Source organism: Dokdonia sp. R86516 (assembly GCF_044596715.1).
Taxonomy (GTDB): domain Bacteria; phylum Bacteroidota; class Bacteroidia; order Flavobacteriales; family Flavobacteriaceae; genus Dokdonia.
This window is the reverse complement of the sequence record NZ_CP138998.1, coordinates 903,553-919,714: the sequence shown is the minus strand read 5'-3', so window position 1 is coordinate 919,714 and position 16,162 is coordinate 903,553. Positions and strand designations below refer to the sequence as shown.

General features: G+C 36.0%; 18 protein-coding genes. 8 read left to right on the top strand and 10 right to left on the bottom strand.

Features of this window, described 5'->3' with window-relative positions; translation table 11 throughout:
• Nucleotides 1-36: 36 nt before the first annotated feature.
• Complete coding sequence (locus SJY23_RS04200) at nucleotides 37-903, bottom strand: DUF58 domain-containing protein (protein ID WP_396597566.1); 867 nt, start codon at nucleotides 901-903, stop codon at nucleotides 37-39.
• Nucleotides 904-964: 61 nt separating this feature from the next.
• Nucleotides 965-1,969, bottom strand: coding sequence for a MoxR family ATPase (locus SJY23_RS04195; protein ID WP_035335332.1), 1,005 nt, complete (start codon nucleotides 1,967-1,969; stop codon nucleotides 965-967).
• A 168-nt stretch (nucleotides 1,970-2,137) separates the two neighbouring features.
• Here SJY23_RS04195 and SJY23_RS04190 point away from each other — a divergent pair, with 168 nt between their 5' ends.
• From SJY23_RS04190 to SJY23_RS04160, 7 genes are all read left to right on the top strand, one after another.
• Entirely contained in the window at nucleotides 2,138-3,004 is an 867-nt protein-coding gene (locus SJY23_RS04190; protein WP_396597565.1) for an aldo/keto reductase family oxidoreductase, read from the top strand.
• 28 nt (nucleotides 3,005-3,032) lie between these two features.
• A complete protein-coding gene (locus SJY23_RS04185; RefSeq protein ID WP_396597564.1) occupies nucleotides 3,033-3,782 on the top strand; it encodes an SDR family NAD(P)-dependent oxidoreductase in 750 nt (249 codons plus the stop codon).
• 27 nt (nucleotides 3,783-3,809) lie between these two features.
• On the top strand, nucleotides 3,810-4,946 hold the full coding sequence (locus tag SJY23_RS04180; RefSeq protein WP_396597563.1) for an ATP-binding protein: 1,137 nt from the start codon (nucleotides 3,810-3,812) through the stop codon (nucleotides 4,944-4,946).
• Between the two features lie 19 nt (nucleotides 4,947-4,965).
• Nucleotides 4,966-5,694 (top strand): metallophosphoesterase family protein, encoded by a 729-nt coding sequence (locus SJY23_RS04175; protein ID WP_396597562.1) that lies wholly within the window; start codon nucleotides 4,966-4,968, stop codon nucleotides 5,692-5,694.
• Between the two features lie 81 nt (nucleotides 5,695-5,775).
• Entirely contained in the window at nucleotides 5,776-6,969 is a 1,194-nt protein-coding gene (locus SJY23_RS04170; RefSeq protein WP_035335340.1) for a HAMP domain-containing sensor histidine kinase, read from the top strand.
• Nucleotides 6,966-7,553, top strand: coding sequence for an NUDIX domain-containing protein (locus tag SJY23_RS04165; RefSeq protein WP_396597561.1), 588 nt, complete (start codon nucleotides 6,966-6,968; stop codon nucleotides 7,551-7,553). Before SJY23_RS04170 ends, SJY23_RS04165 begins: the two co-directional genes overlap by 4 nt.
• A gap of 22 nt (nucleotides 7,554-7,575) precedes the next feature.
• On the top strand, nucleotides 7,576-7,920 hold the full coding sequence (locus SJY23_RS04160) for a hypothetical protein (RefSeq protein ID WP_396597560.1): 345 nt from the start codon (nucleotides 7,576-7,578) through the stop codon (nucleotides 7,918-7,920).
• Nucleotides 7,921-7,922: 2 nt separating this feature from the next.
• On the opposite strand, the gene SJY23_RS04155 is transcribed toward SJY23_RS04160, so the two are convergent.
• From SJY23_RS04155 to greA, 8 genes are all read right to left on the bottom strand, one after another.
• On the bottom strand, nucleotides 7,923-10,616 hold the full coding sequence (locus SJY23_RS04155; protein ID WP_396597559.1) for an outer membrane beta-barrel protein: 2,694 nt from the start codon (nucleotides 10,614-10,616) through the stop codon (nucleotides 7,923-7,925).
• Between the two features lie 88 nt (nucleotides 10,617-10,704).
• Nucleotides 10,705-11,448: a GLPGLI family protein gene (locus tag SJY23_RS04150; RefSeq protein WP_396597558.1), complete on the bottom strand. Its 744-nt coding sequence runs from the start codon at nucleotides 11,446-11,448 to the stop codon at nucleotides 10,705-10,707.
• Entirely contained in the window at nucleotides 11,449-11,628 is a 180-nt protein-coding gene (locus tag SJY23_RS04145; protein WP_396597557.1) for a hypothetical protein, read from the bottom strand.
• A gap of 310 nt (nucleotides 11,629-11,938) precedes the next feature.
• Nucleotides 11,939-12,670: a GLPGLI family protein gene (locus SJY23_RS04140; RefSeq protein ID WP_396597556.1), complete on the bottom strand. Its 732-nt coding sequence runs from the start codon at nucleotides 12,668-12,670 to the stop codon at nucleotides 11,939-11,941.
• Between the two features lie 365 nt (nucleotides 12,671-13,035).
• Nucleotides 13,036-13,755, bottom strand: a complete 720-nt coding sequence (locus tag SJY23_RS04135; protein WP_396597555.1) for a GLPGLI family protein — start codon at nucleotides 13,753-13,755, stop codon at nucleotides 13,036-13,038.
• Nucleotides 13,756-14,198: 443 nt separating this feature from the next.
• Nucleotides 14,199-14,588 carry an HIT family protein gene (locus tag SJY23_RS04130; RefSeq protein WP_396597554.1) on the bottom strand — a complete coding sequence of 130 codons (390 nt, stop codon included), beginning with the start codon at nucleotides 14,586-14,588 and terminating at the stop codon, nucleotides 14,199-14,201.
• 64 nt (nucleotides 14,589-14,652) lie between these two features.
• Nucleotides 14,653-15,003 carry a four helix bundle protein gene (locus SJY23_RS04125; RefSeq protein WP_396597553.1) on the bottom strand — a complete coding sequence of 117 codons (351 nt, stop codon included), beginning with the start codon at nucleotides 15,001-15,003 and terminating at the stop codon, nucleotides 14,653-14,655.
• A gap of 69 nt (nucleotides 15,004-15,072) precedes the next feature.
• Nucleotides 15,073-15,549, bottom strand: coding sequence for a transcription elongation factor GreA (gene greA, locus SJY23_RS04120; RefSeq protein ID WP_396597552.1), 477 nt, complete (start codon nucleotides 15,547-15,549; stop codon nucleotides 15,073-15,075).
• 189 nt (nucleotides 15,550-15,738) lie between these two features.
• Between greA and SJY23_RS04115 the strand changes: the two genes are divergently transcribed.
• Entirely contained in the window at nucleotides 15,739-16,161 is a 423-nt protein-coding gene (locus SJY23_RS04115) for a hypothetical protein (RefSeq protein ID WP_396597551.1), read from the top strand.
• Nucleotide 16,162: the final 1 nt, after the last annotated feature.

The window sequence follows — 16,162 nt, the reverse complement described above, 5'->3', positions numbered from 1 at the left end:
AATGCGAGATCATTTTTAATCTTGCTTTTTTTAACCTTATCCTCTTCTCTTGAAATAGCCTAGTAACTTCTTTACATAGCTCTCATCTGTCCTTACGTCTATCACTCCTGCACCACTACGTTTAAAGGTTTCTTTAAAATAATCTACACGCTCACGGTAATAAGTAGTGTAATCATTGCGTACTTTTTTTGAACTTGTATTTACAAGCATGAGTTCACCAGTTTCCTCATCTTCAATCTGTACAATACCTAAACTCGGTATGCTTTCTTCACGCTGATCGTAAATGCGTATACCTGTGATATCATGTTTATTTGCAGCGATTTTCATCGTTTGCTCGTAACCATCTGTAATAAAGTCTGAAAGCACAAAAACAATTGCTTTCTTCTTCATTACATTACTCAAGTACTTAATAGCTTGAGAAAGGTCTGTTTTCTTAGATTTTGGCTTAAACTCTAGTAGTTCTCGTATGATGCGGAGTACGTGGGACTTTCCTTTTTTAGGAGGTATAAATAATTCTATCTCATCTGTAAAAAGGATGAGACCTATTTTATCGTTATTCTGCATGGCGCTAAAGGCTAGCGTCGCAGCAATTTCTGTCACAATCTCGCTTTTAAATTGCTTATCTGTACCAAAAAACTCTGATCCAGACACATCTGCCACTAGCATCATGGTGAGCTCGCGCTCCTCTTCAAATACTTTAATGTATGGTTCGCTATAGCGAGCAGTTACGTTCCAATCGATGTTACGCACATCATCGCCAAATTGATACTGGCGCACCTCAGAAAAAGTCATGCCACGTCCTTTAAACGTAGAGTGGTACTCACCACCAAAGATATGATCAGACAGTCTACGTGTCTTTATCTCAATCTTGCGTACTTTCTTTAAGAGTTCCTTAGTATCCAATGGTTCTTATTGCCTTTTATGTAATAATATGAGGGTTACAAATGGTCTTTTAATCTAAAGACTATGGTACTTCAATCTGATTTACAATCTTGTTGATAATATCTACAGAGGTGATGTTTTCTGCTTCTGCCTCGTAGGTGATTCCTATACGGTGGCGTAAGATATCATGTACTACGGCTCTTACATCTTCTGGAATTACATATCCTCTACGCTTAATGAAAGCATAACACTTTGCAGCAGTGGCAAGGTTAATACTACCACGAGGAGATGCTCCAAAATTAATAAGAGGTTTAAGATCTGCTAGTCCGTAATTTTCTGGGTAGCGAGTTGCAAAGATGATATCAAGAATGTACTTCTCAATTTTTTCATCCATGTATACTTCTTTTACAGCTTCTTGTGCACGTAAAATTTGTGCTACTGTAACTACAGGTTTTACTTTCTCGTAAGACCCTTTTAAGTTTTGACGCACTATAAGTTGCTCGTCTGCTATTGTAGGATAATCAATTACCGTTTTAAGCATAAAACGGTCTATTTGTGCTTCTGGAAGTGGGTATGTACCTTCTTGCTCTACAGGGTTTTGAGTTGCCATTACTAAAAATGGCTTGTCAAGAACAAAGGTTTCATCACCTATGGTTACTTGCTTTTCTTGCATCGCCTCTAGGAGAGCAGATTGCACTTTGGCAGGGGCACGGTTAATCTCATCTGCAAGCACAAAGTTTGCAAAAATAGGACCTTTCTTGATGCTAAAATCTGCAAGCTTCATATTATAGATAAGTGTTCCCACTACATCTGCTGGAAGTAAATCTGGAGTAAACTGTATGCGAGAGAAAGACCCGTCTACGGCTTGTGCAAGCGTATTAATCGCTAGCGTTTTTGCAAGTCCTGGAACTCCTTCTAAGAGAATATGACCACGACCTAAAAGACCTATAAGTAAACGCTCGATCATGTGTTTTTGACCTACGATTACCTTGTTCATTTCCATTGCGAGAATGTCTACAAAGGCACTCTCTCTTTCTATCTTCTCATTGATAGCCTGTATATCAATAGCAGTAGTATTTTCTTCCATAATTTCAAATTCTATTAAGCAGATACTTCTAACGTCGCAAAATCACATTTTATTCCAATAAAGCTTGTTAACATTTGGTTAAAAATAAAGGAAAATAAAGGGCTTCGCACACATTTAGCTAGTTTTAGAAGCAGTAATTTTATTCTGAACGCAAATTAAAAAACGATAATGAAATTTTCAAGAATTATTCAAGGTTGCATGACGTGGGGCGTGTGGGGTAAGCAATTCAATCAGCAGCAAATGATTGAGACTATGAACCATTGTTTAGAGAAAGGCATTACCACTTTTGATCACGCAGATATCTATGGTGATTACACGACAGAGGGAGAATGGGGTAACGCTTTCGCGAAAGCGAATATCTCCAGAGACACCATACAAATCATAAGCAAATGCGGTATCCAGATGAAAGGCGATGCACGAGCAGAAAATACCATCAAACATTATCAATATGACAAAGAATACATTATCTCAAGTGCCGAAAGGTCACTGAAAGAGCTGCGTACTGAATATCTAGATTTATTCTTATTGCACAGGCCAAGCCCACTTCTAGATCCAGACGAAGTGCAAGAGGCCGTGAGCCTATTGCAGCAGCAAGGGAAGATTAGAGATTTTGGGGTATCTAATTTTACACCGCGTACTATTGATTTATTGGCTACAAAATGTGAGGTAACCGCAAATCAAGTTGAGATTTCTATTACCGAGCGTTCTTCACTTACAGATGGAACGCTAGATTATATGATGACTCACAATATAACTCCTATGAGTTGGAGTCCGCTGGGGTCTGTTTTCAGAGAAGACACACCCCAAAATGTACGTATCAAGAATAAATTGAAAGAACTGGGTGATAAGTATAACGCAACCGAAGACCAACTACTACTAGCGTGGTTACTTAAACATCCAGCAAATATTCATCCAGTTATAGGAACTACAAGTAAAGATCGTATCACAAATGCTGTCGAAGCAGTAGCGATTAATCTTGAAAGAAAAGATTGGTTTGAGCTACTGGAGGCCAGCACAGGAGAAGAGGTGGCGTAGATTATAAATAAAAAAATTCTCAAAAGAAATGAAAACAGCACTTATAACAGGCGCAACCAGCGGGATAGGTAGAGCCACAGCAATACGCTTTGCAAATGAATCTATAAATCTTATTCTATGTGGGCGACGTCAAGAAGAACTAGATACGCTCAAAAATGAACTAGGTAAACTTGTTCAAGTACAGACACTCAATTTTGATGTGAGAAATAATGAGGACGTACAAAAAGCAATTTTAAACCTGCCTGAAAATTTTAAGCAAATAGACATACTAATTAATAATGCAGGTAATGCTCACGGACTCGATCCTATTCAAACAGGTTCTGTAGAGGATTGGGACGCCATGCTTGACATTAACGTAAAAGGATTGCTTTATGTGAGTAAAGCTGTCATCCCACAAATGACCGAACGTAAAAGCGGACATATAATCAACATAGGATCTACCGCTGCCAAAGAAGTGTATCCTAACGGAAATGTATACTGTGCAAGTAAGCATGCCGTAGATGCAATTAACCAAGGGATGCGCATTGATTTAAACAAACATAACATTAGAGTAGGAGCAGTACATCCTGGAATGGTAGAAACTGACTTTAGTAAAGTTCGCTTTAAAAATGATAACGAGCGAGCAGATAAGGTGTATCAAGGTTTTGATTGCCTACAGCCAGAAGATATTGCAGATATTATTCACTTTGTAGTATCAAGACCTTATTATGTAAATATTGCCGATCTCGTGGTGCTTAGTACAGCACAAGCATCTAGTACAATTGTAAATAAAAGCTAACGGCAAAGCGGTTAATTAACTAAAGCGATGATCAATAAACGCCTTCTCGTAAAGAACTTACTCGCTCATCATGACGAGAACAGTTTTTATGACAAAAAGCGTAAGATTGACATCAGTAACAAAGAAGGGAAAGCAAAATTTTTAAAGCACATTTGTGCGCTTTCCAACAGTAACCCAAAGAACAATTCTTTCATAGTAATAGGAGTAGATGACGGCGAAAATGCCATTATAGGTGTGCCATTTTTTGATGACAGCAAATTGCAGAATCTCATAAATGCATACCTAGATAATCCTCCTATAATATCTTATGAGAATATACCTTTTCCTACGTTGCCGCAGGATAAAGTAGTGGGACTTGTTACCATACGAGCACAAGATAAGCTTACCGCATTACGGCGTAATATATGGAAATACTGGGGCGGCACGGTCTTTTTTAGAGATGGGAGTATGTCTATGCCTAAAACGTTTAAGTCGGATATTGTAGATGTAAATAGTGAGATTGTTGCAGCAATAGAAAATCACGCAAAAAATAGCATAGGTCTTACGCTAGATGGTGTAATGGATTTTGTAAACCACCGTCACAAAGACATGGAGAGCACTTATAAAGTGTTTAAAGAGCAGTTTGTGTTGTGCTGGGCTGGAAATAAAAAAGTGGTTAAAGGTCAGGCATATTACTCGCGGGTGGATATAGAACTCATTAACGAGCAGGTAAAGCTATTTTACTCTGCACTAGATGAGGTAACGATTACTTATGATGAGGATTTCTTCAAAATTCAAGAGTTTGTACACTTGGGAGTACAAGAACAGTTTAAATATTACCCACTTGAGGAGGTGGTGATACGCTTTCGCGAAAGCGGTACTTATACCATTGACACTAAGCTAGTTTTTGAACCACCAGTATTTGATAAAAAGACGTTGTATCATATTTTTAATAACAACAATGTTATTTTTTATAAGCTGAAAAGGGGAATACACCTTAATCAAGAGGAGTGGAATGATTTATATAATCTAGCTAATACCTATTTAATTTGTTATTTAAATGGTTTTGAAACCGCCATACAGAAGTTGGTAGATTTAAAACCTTATTTGAAAGCGTTAGACGGCGCTGTCTACGGCAGATATAAGGAGGCAATGCGTATTTTAAGAAAAGTACGTTATGAATAAAAAAAGAAAGAAAAGAAGTATGAGAACATTAGTTTTCGGAGATATACATGGAGGTTACAGAGCATTAGTGCAGGTTTTGGAGAGAGCAAATGTCACACAAGATGACCATCTCATTTTTTTAGGAGATTATGTAGACGGCTGGAGTGAGAGTGATGCAGTGATAGATGAGTTAATGCGCCTTAAAAAAGAACACAAAAAAGTCACTTTGATACGTGGCAACCATGACGACCTTGTACAGCAATGGCTAGAAGGAAAAACGATGTCTCCTAAGTGGTTACAGCATGGCGGGCAAAGTACAATAGATTGCTATGAGAAGAGATCTGCTCAAGAAATTAAAGAGCATATAAAATTTTATAAGACTTTTGAGGATTACTATTTAGATGATAAAAATCGCTTTTTCTGTCATGCGGGTTTTCAAAATTTAAACGGTCCAGAGTACGAGTGGCATAGTACCGCATTTTATTGGGATCGTACACTCTGGGAGATGGCTTGTGCCATGAGAGAGGATCTCAAAAAGGAAGACCCATTATATCCTAAACGGTTACAATTATTTGAAGAGATTTATATAGGTCACACACCCACTACGCGTATTAATTCCTTGGTTCCTGTAAATAAAGCAAACATCTGGAATCTTGACACTGGAGCAGCTTTTAAAGGGTCACTTACAGTAATGGATGTGGACACGAAGGAGTTTTGGCAAAGTGATGCACTTCCATCATTATATCCAGATGAAACAGGTCGAAATTAAGAGTTGTTATTGCAAGAAGCAATTAATAAGGAGGTCCGGCGTTTTTAATTTCTCCCGTATCTTTAACACAAAGAATACTTTATGAACTTTAGCGCCCAGCCGCACATTGCGAGATGGTTTATTATCATCGCTTCGCTTATCATTACCACACTCATCTTGTGGAATGTGTCGCTGTTTTTTGATCAGCTCAAGGATGCAGAGCGTTCTAAGGTAGAGATCTATGCCGCTGCCTATAGGGCATTTGCAAATACGAGTGATGTAAACCTAGAAACTAGAAATAGGGACACCCGCATTCTTTCTGACGAGCTTATATCCTTACAGCAATTTATAATAGGAGATAATAGAACGATCCCTATACTTTTATACAGCATAGAAGAAAATCACTATACACCCAGAAATATTAAGAGAGAAGATAAGCTCACTCAAGAAGACTTTAAGCGACTTGCAGAGGAGTATGCACTCATAAACGAGCCTATTGTGATAGGTTATGACGGAGTAGATAGCCAGATTTTGTACTACGGGAACTCATCTGTTATTAATCAGCTTAAGTATTTTCCTATTGCGCTTATTGTGATTGTCATTCTCTTTGTGGCATTGATTTACTTCTATTATTTAACCTCAAAAGCAGGAGCTCAAAATCTGCTTTGGGCAGGTATGGCAAAGGAAACTGCGCACCAGATAGGTACACCACTTTCATCCCTTGTAGGCTGGACAGAAATTCTCAAAACAGAAAATGTAGATCCGGATTATATTGCAGAGATGACAAAGGATATCAATAGGCTAGAGACGATTACAAATCGTTTTAGTAAGATAGGCTCTGTCCCAGATCTAGAAGAAGTAGATATTATAGCAGAGACACAAGAGGCTTATGATTATCTAAGTAAGAGAAGTTCAAAACTCATAAACTTTACTTTAGACGTTCCTCAAGGGGAGTTGCCTGTAATGCTCAATAAAGAGCTTTATGGATGGACTTTTGAGAACCTCATTAAAAATGCGATTGATGCCATGAAAGGTAAGGGAGCATTGACCATTGCTATATCACGTGACACGAGATTTGCCAAAATACTAATTACAGACACAGGTAAAGGAATCCCAAAATCTAAGTTTAATAGTGTCTTTGAACCAGGCTTTACTACAAAAAAGCGTGGTTGGGGTCTTGGTCTTTCCCTCGCGAGGCGTATTGTTGAGGAGTATCATGACGGACGCATTAAAGTATTAGAATCTGAAGTAAATAAAGGAACCACTATGCAAATCTCCCTACGACTAGCCGAATGAATACACGTATAAAAAATATAAAGGAAGAGGTCATAAGTGACCAGTGGGCAACGCTTAAAAAAGTCCATTTTGATTATCAGAATGAAGATGGCTCCTGGGATCAGGTGCGCCGCGAAGTTTATGATCGTGGTGATGGGGCTTGTGCGCTGCTTTATAATGTGGAAAGGCAAACGGTATTGCTCATAAAACAATTTAGACTGCCAGCATATCTTAATAAACACGATGGTTTTCTCACTGAAGTATGCGCAGGCATGATAGAAGATGAGACTCCAGAGCAAACGATCATTAGGGAGATAGAAGAAGAGATGGGATATTGTATTGATAGCCTTACTAAGGTGGGTGACTTTTTTATGACTCCTGGCGCAAGCACAGAGCGCATTCATATGTTTCTTGCATCATACGAGGAGCAACAAAAAGTAAGTAATGGTGGTGGTTTGGCAACAGAACATGAAGATATCACTGTGGTTGAGTACGCTTTCGCGAAAGCGTTAAAAGCATTAAAAAATGGAGAGATAAGAGATGCAAAAACCGTAATCTTGCTGCAAAATTTGGCGCTTTCTGGAATCATGGAAAGATCTAACTAGCCAAATACATCGTACTTCTTTTATGACAACCGAATTAAAGACTATACAAACGACTATTTTACAATGTAACTGCCCAGAATGCTACAGTAATAGTGGACTTGAATTAAGTTTCAAACAAGAGTGGAAAGACACTTTCTGGGTAAAAAAAGCGACAGATGTTGTACGTGAAGAGATATACTGCAAGCACTGTGAGTTCCCTATTTATCCCGTAAAATGGACCGAAGATATTGAGCGTCTCTATGAGTACAACCTAAAACGCGCCGAAAAGGAAATCTTCTTTAAAGTAAAGTCACAAACCTATGTGATAGGGGCAATAGCTGTAGCAGTTATCGCTATTGTGGTTTTTGAGTTGGTTAGTAGTTTGTAAATTTAAAATCCATAAGCTATTTTAAACAGTACCGTACGTTCTTGTATAAATGTACGAGTGTCACTTATGAGAAATTGATTAAAGCTATTTTCGTTTTTAAAACGAGTATCAAATATATTATCTACATCGATAGTAAACGTCCAGGGGCTGTCTTCTTGAGCATATAGCAGAGAGGTATTCCCTAATGAGAACCTATTAATCTGACTAAGTGATTTATTTTCGTAGTATGTAAAGTTATAATCTGCATCAATCACAAAGTCCTTAAAAAATCGATACTCTAGATGTACAGATGGATTGATCTGAGTAAAGTTTGTGCTCGTAGTTGCAGACTCAAATATATTAAAACGCTGGTTCCAATTGAATTCAACGTTTGGTGCATTTTTAAAGCGGGTTTCTAAACCTAAAGAATACGAATAGCTTTGCGATTCAAAATCTTGAAGTACCGTGTTTATCACACGCGAATAATCTGATAAGGATGCGGTGCTTCCTACTTTTAGTTTATAATCTCCTAATAATTTTGTGTATTGAAAATTACCGCGATAGCTATTTTCTGGTAGTGAAGTATAGACAAGTGTATTGATTTGATCTATACCTTCTATCACAGTATTGTTTCTAATGGATTGTAGCCTGTTTGTATAATTAAAACCAGCATTTAAGAAGGTTCCCTTAAATAGACTAAATTTACTATAGGTAATCCTGGCACTATGATATAACTCATTTTCTAGCCGCTCATTACCTGTAAATACTTGATTAAAGGAGCTAAGCCTCAATCTATTTGCAAACTGGCTTGCTTCTCCAAAACGTGAGTTGAGATTGTAGCGCAGCTTCACTTTATGAGAGCTATTAAGTTCCCAGTCTACGCTGAGCTCTGGAAGTACTACAGTTTTTCCAGTTTGACGAAGCTCGGTGTCTAGCTGCTTTATTTTCCAATCATAATAGTGATAGAAGATACCAGGTTTAAATATAAATTTACCTGCTTTTGCTTTGTATTGCATCCCTGCATAGGTGTCAGAAAGGCGATAGTCTAGGTCATTATTAAATCCAGCAGCGGTAAAGTTATTAGTATTATTTTCTAGCTCTTGAGAGTCGCTAGTATCATATTGCTGATCAATGTAGCGTATGCCAGCTTCTGGGTAGATGTGGTGAAAACGGTGTAACACCCAGTAGTGCTTTACATTAAAGTTGAGGTCATGCCCCTTGTTTTTGCGCACTTGGTCAAGCAGGATAGCATCACCAGTGTTTTCTATAGGAATGATACCTGTAAAAATAGGTCTATTAAAATTCCAATCTCCTCGAGTATCAGTATCTACATATTTATGACTTAGATTTATAGATGTAGTATGCTTGGGAGTAAATTGTTTATTGACACTTAATTTTTGCGTAATATCTGAAGAGCTTGGAATGTTTTTTTGATTTAAAAAGGTGCTCTCTGTAGCTGTAAATGAATCCAAAGAAGAGTTTCCCTCACCACTATTAGTTTTTAAGAATACTTCATAGTTCATATCAAGGTTTTCTTCTCCCATGTAGCGTAAAGAAGCTTTAGTAAGACTAAAAAACAAGCTGTTTTCTTGAGTTGTCGTGCGCTGTTCATCTACGGTTTGTCCAGACAGATAGGTGATGCTATTTTCTTGACGCGTTTGTAAGTCACCACCAGAAAGGATGGTGTAACCGCTAAGGTCAAGTTGAGGAGTTAAGGTCTGGTTTATAGATAACGCGCCAAAGTTATTTCTATTAAATGTAAAATCACGTTGTGATAAGAATCTTGCAAACTCATCATTATATAATTTAAAATAGGCACTAGGATCTTCTGCTAGGCGAGAAAAGCCTCCCTCAAAATCTATATAATCTTGAGTGGTAAATGACTTCTTACCTATATTATTAATGTCACCTATGACGTTCACACTCGTTTTTGGACTATAATAAAATAAGGTAGGGTGTAAGAGATAGCGGTCTTCTATACCTCCACCCGCTTCTAGTTCTCCAAAGGCAAATTTCTTCTTACCTTCTTTGAGTTTAATGTTAAGAGCCAGTTGCTCGCTATCACTTAGCCCCTTTAAGAAGGAAACTTCGTTATAATTATCTAGTGCTTCTATCTCATCTATTACGTCTGCCGGGATATTATTAACACCAAGTTTTTCATCACCCGTAAAGAATTCTTTGCCGTCTACAAGAAGTTTAGTTACTTCTTTCCCATTTACAGTAACATTTCCCGCGCGGTCTACATCTAGCCCTGGTAATTTTTTAAGCACGTCACGTAGTTTACGTTCTTCACCCGTTAAGAATTTTTCTGGGCGGTACGTGATGGTGTCTTCCCGTATTTTAATGGGTGTGCGCTCTGTGAGAATGATTTCTTCAAGGCTTTGGGTAGAGGATTCAAGGGTGATGTTTCTCGTGGTATCTTGTGATAGCTTTATAGTGTCTTTATAAGTATTAAATCCCAGATAGCTTATCTCCATTATATACGATATGTTCTCCTTAAGAGTAACTTGATAAAAACCCTCTTGATCTGTAATGGAGAAACGTACTTTATCTTCGTTTTGAATAGTAGGGAAGAAGAGGATGTTTGTATTAGGTAAAGGACTTTGCAAGGTGTCTAGTGTTTTACCATTCAATACAACTGTTTGAGCAAATGAAGAAAGTCCCACTAGTAAAAGTAGGACCGTAACTGAGGAGTTTTTTAAAACTTGATTGAGCAAATTAGATTTTAATTTTATTGATTGTTAATATATCCTAATTAGCTGATTCATTGAAAGCTTCTCTCTTATTGAGCAATATGCTGATAAACTATTTTTTATTATTCAAGCGAGATAAAGGATTATTAGCACTAAAATAGGCGACAAATTCTTTGTGTGATTTTATTTTTTTATTTTTTAGGTTTACCTCTCTTAGTGTGTTTTTATTTTCTTCTATACTAATCGCGGTGAATTTCATTTTCTTATTTTCTAGCTCTAATATAAGTCCAGGCAAAGTAGCATATGCGGTTGGACCACCTTTCAAGGATAATTCGGGACAGAACCAGGCAATTGTGGGTACTGCGAGTCTATATTCTTCATCTAGAGACACTATATTACCTAGTGCTTTATAGCATTTATATCCAAGGATATTTTTAACGTCATCAAGAATCTCCCATTCTATATTACTTGTTGAAACACTTCTCAACATATTATAACTTAATGACTCATAATAGGATGTTTGCCGGCTATAATCTGTGAAGATTTGTTTTCCATTTAAAGCCATCGATAGCGTTAGATTTTTTAGAGTGCCTCCATTAAAATCATTTTCCAATTTTTCTACATAAGAAACGATATTTAAAACACCATTTGTTTTTACTTGAATATCAATGTTTTTTAAGCTGTTGTTTATACGTTTGGTAAGTAAAGTCATATTATTACTATACTCCGAATCAGTAGCTGATTTAAATATTGCAGTTCCTCTATAATTAATAATGGTATGCTGACTTGAAAGATTAAGGCTCCAAACTAAGTTGAAGCCTATGCAAATTAGATTTAATATACGTCTGTATTTCATTTATTCAACATTTGCAGTAAAAGCACTAGTTCCTCCATTTTCATAGGTGCATGTTTCAAAAGTATCAGCATACGCATTTGTAGCGAATTCTTCGCTGAACCCCCAATATAGCGCTGAGTAGTACGACCATTCAGCAAGACCGTCACAGTCTCCGTTATCTGCAGCAGTAAATGAACTCATAGTAATAAAAATTACAGCTAATGGTAAAATCAATTTTTTCATAATATATTGGTTTTTAGATTAATGAGTTTCAAACCTAAAAAAAAAACAAACCAACAAGGAAAAATCTTACAAATAGTTTACGAAGTTAGAAATTTTATTGATTGAAGTACAGCTACTTACACATTTTTGTACTTGTGAAGTCCTTCTCTTATTGAGAAATATGCTGCTTATTATCTTTTGACCTATGACTTATTAGATCTTCCTTCTAAATATAGAAAGGAAGATTTTGCTTATAGTACTATAAGATGAGAAGCAGCAAAGTAAAATCTTAATTACCGTCTATAAACTTACCAGTTAAATCCTTGATTAAATTGTGATACTCATTTGACGTCATAGCCTTAGAATCATCTATCTTATTTATCTCAAGGTTTTTTATATCTTCTAATTTTTCAACAGTTACTATAGCTCCTTTTAATTCAACCTCGGCAATGAGACCAGGTAAACCCATAAATATGTCTGGCCCTCCAGCAATTGGAATTGAAGGTACATACCATGCTATTACTGTGGCTTCCCTGTTTTTAATTGGATCAAAATAGGTTCCAACTGCTTTATAGGCATTAAGGTTTGCTATAGTTTTCTCTTCATTAATTAATTTCCATTTAAAATCAATAAGATCTGTTTTGACAATAAAGTCTTTATCAACCAAGTCTTTAACAAAAGTCATTTTCTTATTTGAATAGTTACTATAGATCTCCTTGTTAAATGAGGTAGTTTTTTTAGCTAAATCAAAATAGATTTGGTCAAGACTTGTACTCTCTCCTATGCTAAAGAAATCATCTGCGCTAAAATAGGAGCTTTTCTCATTTATTGTAAGTGTATAACGTACGCTTTTTGCAGCATCTAAAAGTTTTTGTGACATTTGTTTTGCTTGCGTGCTTAAGTTGTCAATAGAGCCATGAGGTGTCGTCTTAGAGATAAAGTAAGAAACATTATACCCATCTTGAGAAAAGATGGGCATTGTAAACATAACTAAGATAAAAAATATTACATTTTTTTTCATATCTGATGTTGGTTACTGTTGTTGAGCTTCGCAGTAGGCAACTAAGCGATTAAAAGCACCTACATTACTTATGTTAACACCTCCATAATAATATGTGAAAAGACTATGAGCTCCTTCAAAGCAGCTTAGATCTTCTATTGGGAACTGTTCATTTGATACACTCTCATTCAGATTCGTTGTTGTGAAACTACTTAGTGCTAGACAAATTGTTAAGGCAAATAATACTTTATATATTGGTTTTTAGATCAATAAGTTCAAACCTAAAAAAAAAACAAACCAACAAAGAAAAATCTTACAAATGGTTTACGAAGTTAGAAATATTATTGATTGAAGTACAGGTGTGTACGTGTTTTATTTGTCAAGTGTTACTTGTTTTTTATGTTATTATAAGCTAAAGAAGTTATTTTGTTAAATTCATCCTCAGTAACCACTTTTCCATTAGATGGTTTAATTATTGCTTCGGTATTTTTTTTAGAAAACAGGATTTCTTTTAGTGTGGTTGTAGTGCCATTTTTTTCTAATTTCATAATGATTCCAGGCAATCCTCCATAACCGTCGGGTCCAAATGACAATGATATTTCAGGAGAATACCATGCAATAATCTTTATTTGTTGCTCCTTTCCTGAATAAGATATGTTTTCAATAGTTGTGGCCTTATAACAAAGGTAATTGTCAATTTGAAGAGTATCTTTTGACAGTGTCCAATTGATTTTATTTTTTTTTATAATATATTTTTCTCCATCAAATTCTTTAATGTTTAATACAATATCTTGTGCGGTGTCGAAATAAATACTACCTGAAAAATTAGCAAAACCCAAGGTCATAGAATTTATTACCGGATTAGTTTTTATATGGAGGGATTCTTGTTTTGCGTAGCTAGCTTTTTTATTATTAAAATCTAATTGATAATTCCAATTTTGAAGATTCTTCAAAATCTGTTTTCTATATGATTTTTGTTTAAGGCTAAGATTTGATATATCGTTGTTGAGCGATGTTAATTCTTTACTATAGATAGCTTTGCCAGATTGGGCAGTTAAGTATGTTACACAAAAGAATAGAAGTCCTATAAGGCACTTTGATTTCATAGTTGTCAATGTTTAATAAACCAGATACTGTCAGAATTAATAGTAATGTTAGTATCTGGTTTTGAAAAATGTAAAGACTCAAGTATTAGTTTTGAGTTTCATAACAGGCGTCAAATGCAGCTGCGAAAACACGAAAAGAAATTTCAGCAGAGGGTATTGCATGTTGATTTGCCATATTATCAAGGAAATCTTGTTCTGTTTGAGATGCAACAGTAAAACAATCTGCATCAAAAAACTCCTCACTAACAATATTAGCGTTTAGATTAGTAGAAGCTACTATAAGTAGTGCAACAAATTATGAGCTGATAATTTTCTTCATAATATATCGGTTTTTAGATTAATGAGTTTCAAACCTAAAAAAAAAACGAACCAACAAAGAAAAATCTTACAAATAGTTTAGAAAGTTAGAAATATTATTAATTGAATAGCAGGTGTTTATGTTTCTAAAACTCCTCTTTTATAGCCTCTACAAGCTCTTTAAACTCCCCATCGCTAAGCGTCACTTTTTTCTTAAACTGGATATCTTCCATAGTTTGTAGCGGTACAAGGTGTACATGCACGTGAGGAACTTCAAGACCTATTACAGAAACGCCTACGCGTTTACAAGGCACTGCTTTTTCTAGAGCAATTGCAACCTTGCGAGAGAATAGCATGAGGTCAAGATATTCTTGTTCTTCAAGATCAAATACTTTATTTACCTCTTTTTTTGGGATACAAAGCGTATGTCCTTTTGCATTAGGATTTACATCTAGAATGGCGATGTGTTTATCATCTTCGGCAACGATGTGTCCTGGGATTTCTCTATTTATAATCTTTGTGAAAATGCTTGGCATAATTTGAAATTGAAATTGAAATTGAAATTGAAATTGAAACTGAAACTGAACTCGAACAAGCTCCTTATTTACTATTTTTAATTCTGGTGACGATTATTCTTATGAGTTGATCGTTTTCATTCCTGAGCGATGCGAGATTGTTTTCTGATAATATATTTGCTTTAACTTGAATGTTGAGATTGCGGATGCTTTCTCTTAGTTCTTTTAAACAAATTCTGAGTTTATGAACTTTATCGTTAGTAGTTCCCGCCCCTAAGGCTTCTCCATAGTTTAAAGCAGATGAGCAAGATGATCTTATCAATTGTTTTGCGAGATATTCTGCAGCAAATGAAGATGGTTTTTTACTGTAAAGTATAATAACCGCAGCAGCAAAATCTTCCAGTCGCTCACTCAAATCGAAACGTTTGTCGTTCATATTATAATTATTTAGCCAACTTCATTTTTCAAATTCTAGTTCAATTTCAACTTCAATTTCGAGTTCTACTTAGTCCCTTGAGATAGAAACAACGTCAAATTTCATCACGCCACTTGGCACTTGAATCTCAGCTACTTCGCCTACTTCCTTGCCTAGGAGTCCTTTACCTATAGGTAAGTCTACAGAGATCAGTCCCTTTTTAATATCGGCTTCATTTTGAGCTACAAGTTTGTAGGTCATGGTTGCACCATTAATTTGATTTTTAATTTTTACCGTAGAGTGCACAAGTACTTTAGATGTATCTAGTTGTGACTCGTCAATGATACGTGCATTTGAGGCTAGGTTTTCTAGTTTTGCAATACGCATTTCAAGCATACCTTGTGCTTCCTTTGCAGCATCATATTCGGCGTTCTCACTTAAATCTCCTTTGTCACGAGCATCTGCAATATCTTGTGACGCCTTAGGGCGCTCCACATCACGTAGGTGATTGAGTTCGTCCTTGAGCTTCTTTAAGCCCTCTGCTGTATAATAATTTACCTTACTCATAATAGATCCGGTTTAAGTATAATTAGTTTAAAAATGTTGTCATTTTATGCATACACATAAAAAAAGTCCCTCTTCGGGACGTGTCTCACGAATATACAAAATATTTTAAATCCTTTACCGTTTTATGGTACCTTGCGAGCCTAAATTGTTGAAATCACGCTTTCGCGAAAGCGTAAAAAAAATCCTTCTATGCGTCAGATATTGACCTTTGTTATTCTTACTACTATTTGTCTTTCATGTACAAATAGTGATGATGGAAACCAGCGTAATCCTTTCTTACTAGATGTGAGCTTTTCTACACAATTGAGTGCTATACAGGTACTAGATTTAGAAATTCCAAGTAATCCTATCTATGTTCAAAACGGAGGTATACGTGGTCTTTTTGTTATTAATACAGGTAGCAGTATTGTTGCATGGGAAGCATCAGATCCTAACCATGCACCTAACGATTGCTCACTTATGGTTATAGATGGTATCAATGTAAAATGCCAGTGTGATGATGATAATAGTTACAATCTCTTTACTGGGCAGTCTAATAATGAAGTGCTAGAATATACAATGCTTAATTACCGAGTAAATTCTTCTGGTAATAGCATCACCGTATTTAACTAAA

What these genes read in the sequence shown, in the direction of transcription:
- SJY23_RS04195 (WP_035335332.1), bottom strand. Translation starts at nt 1,969, where the DNA reads ATGGAAGAAAATACTACTGCTATTGATATACAGGCTATCAATGAGAAG.
- SJY23_RS04190 (WP_396597565.1), top strand. Translation starts at nt 2,138, where the DNA reads ATGAAATTTTCAAGAATTATTCAAGGTTGCATGACGTGGGGCGTGTGG.
- SJY23_RS04185 (WP_396597564.1), top strand. Translation starts at nt 3,033, where the DNA reads ATGAAAACAGCACTTATAACAGGCGCAACCAGCGGGATAGGTAGAGCC.
- SJY23_RS04180 (WP_396597563.1), top strand. Translation starts at nt 3,810, where the DNA reads ATGATCAATAAACGCCTTCTCGTAAAGAACTTACTCGCTCATCATGAC.
- SJY23_RS04175 (WP_396597562.1), top strand. Translation starts at nt 4,966, where the DNA reads ATGAGAACATTAGTTTTCGGAGATATACATGGAGGTTACAGAGCATTA.
- SJY23_RS04170 (WP_035335340.1), top strand. Translation starts at nt 5,776, where the DNA reads ATGAACTTTAGCGCCCAGCCGCACATTGCGAGATGGTTTATTATCATC.
- SJY23_RS04165 (WP_396597561.1), top strand. Translation starts at nt 6,966, where the DNA reads ATGAATACACGTATAAAAAATATAAAGGAAGAGGTCATAAGTGACCAG.
- SJY23_RS04160 (WP_396597560.1), top strand. Translation starts at nt 7,576, where the DNA reads ATGACAACCGAATTAAAGACTATACAAACGACTATTTTACAATGTAAC.
- SJY23_RS04150 (WP_396597558.1), bottom strand. Translation starts at nt 11,448, where the DNA reads ATGAAATACAGACGTATATTAAATCTAATTTGCATAGGCTTCAACTTA.
- SJY23_RS04145 (WP_396597557.1), bottom strand. Translation starts at nt 11,628, where the DNA reads ATGAGTTCATTTACTGCTGCAGATAACGGAGACTGTGACGGTCTTGCT.
- SJY23_RS04140 (WP_396597556.1), bottom strand. Translation starts at nt 12,670, where the DNA reads ATGAAAAAAAATGTAATATTTTTTATCTTAGTTATGTTTACAATGCCC.
- SJY23_RS04135 (WP_396597555.1), bottom strand. Translation starts at nt 13,755, where the DNA reads ATGAAATCAAAGTGCCTTATAGGACTTCTATTCTTTTGTGTAACATAC.
- SJY23_RS04130 (WP_396597554.1), bottom strand. Translation starts at nt 14,588, where the DNA reads ATGCCAAGCATTTTCACAAAGATTATAAATAGAGAAATCCCAGGACAC.
- SJY23_RS04125 (WP_396597553.1), bottom strand. Translation starts at nt 15,003, where the DNA reads ATGAACGACAAACGTTTCGATTTGAGTGAGCGACTGGAAGATTTTGCT.
- greA (WP_396597552.1), bottom strand. Translation starts at nt 15,549, where the DNA reads ATGAGTAAGGTAAATTATTATACAGCAGAGGGCTTAAAGAAGCTCAAG.
- SJY23_RS04115 (WP_396597551.1), top strand. Translation starts at nt 15,739, where the DNA reads ATGCGTCAGATATTGACCTTTGTTATTCTTACTACTATTTGTCTTTCA.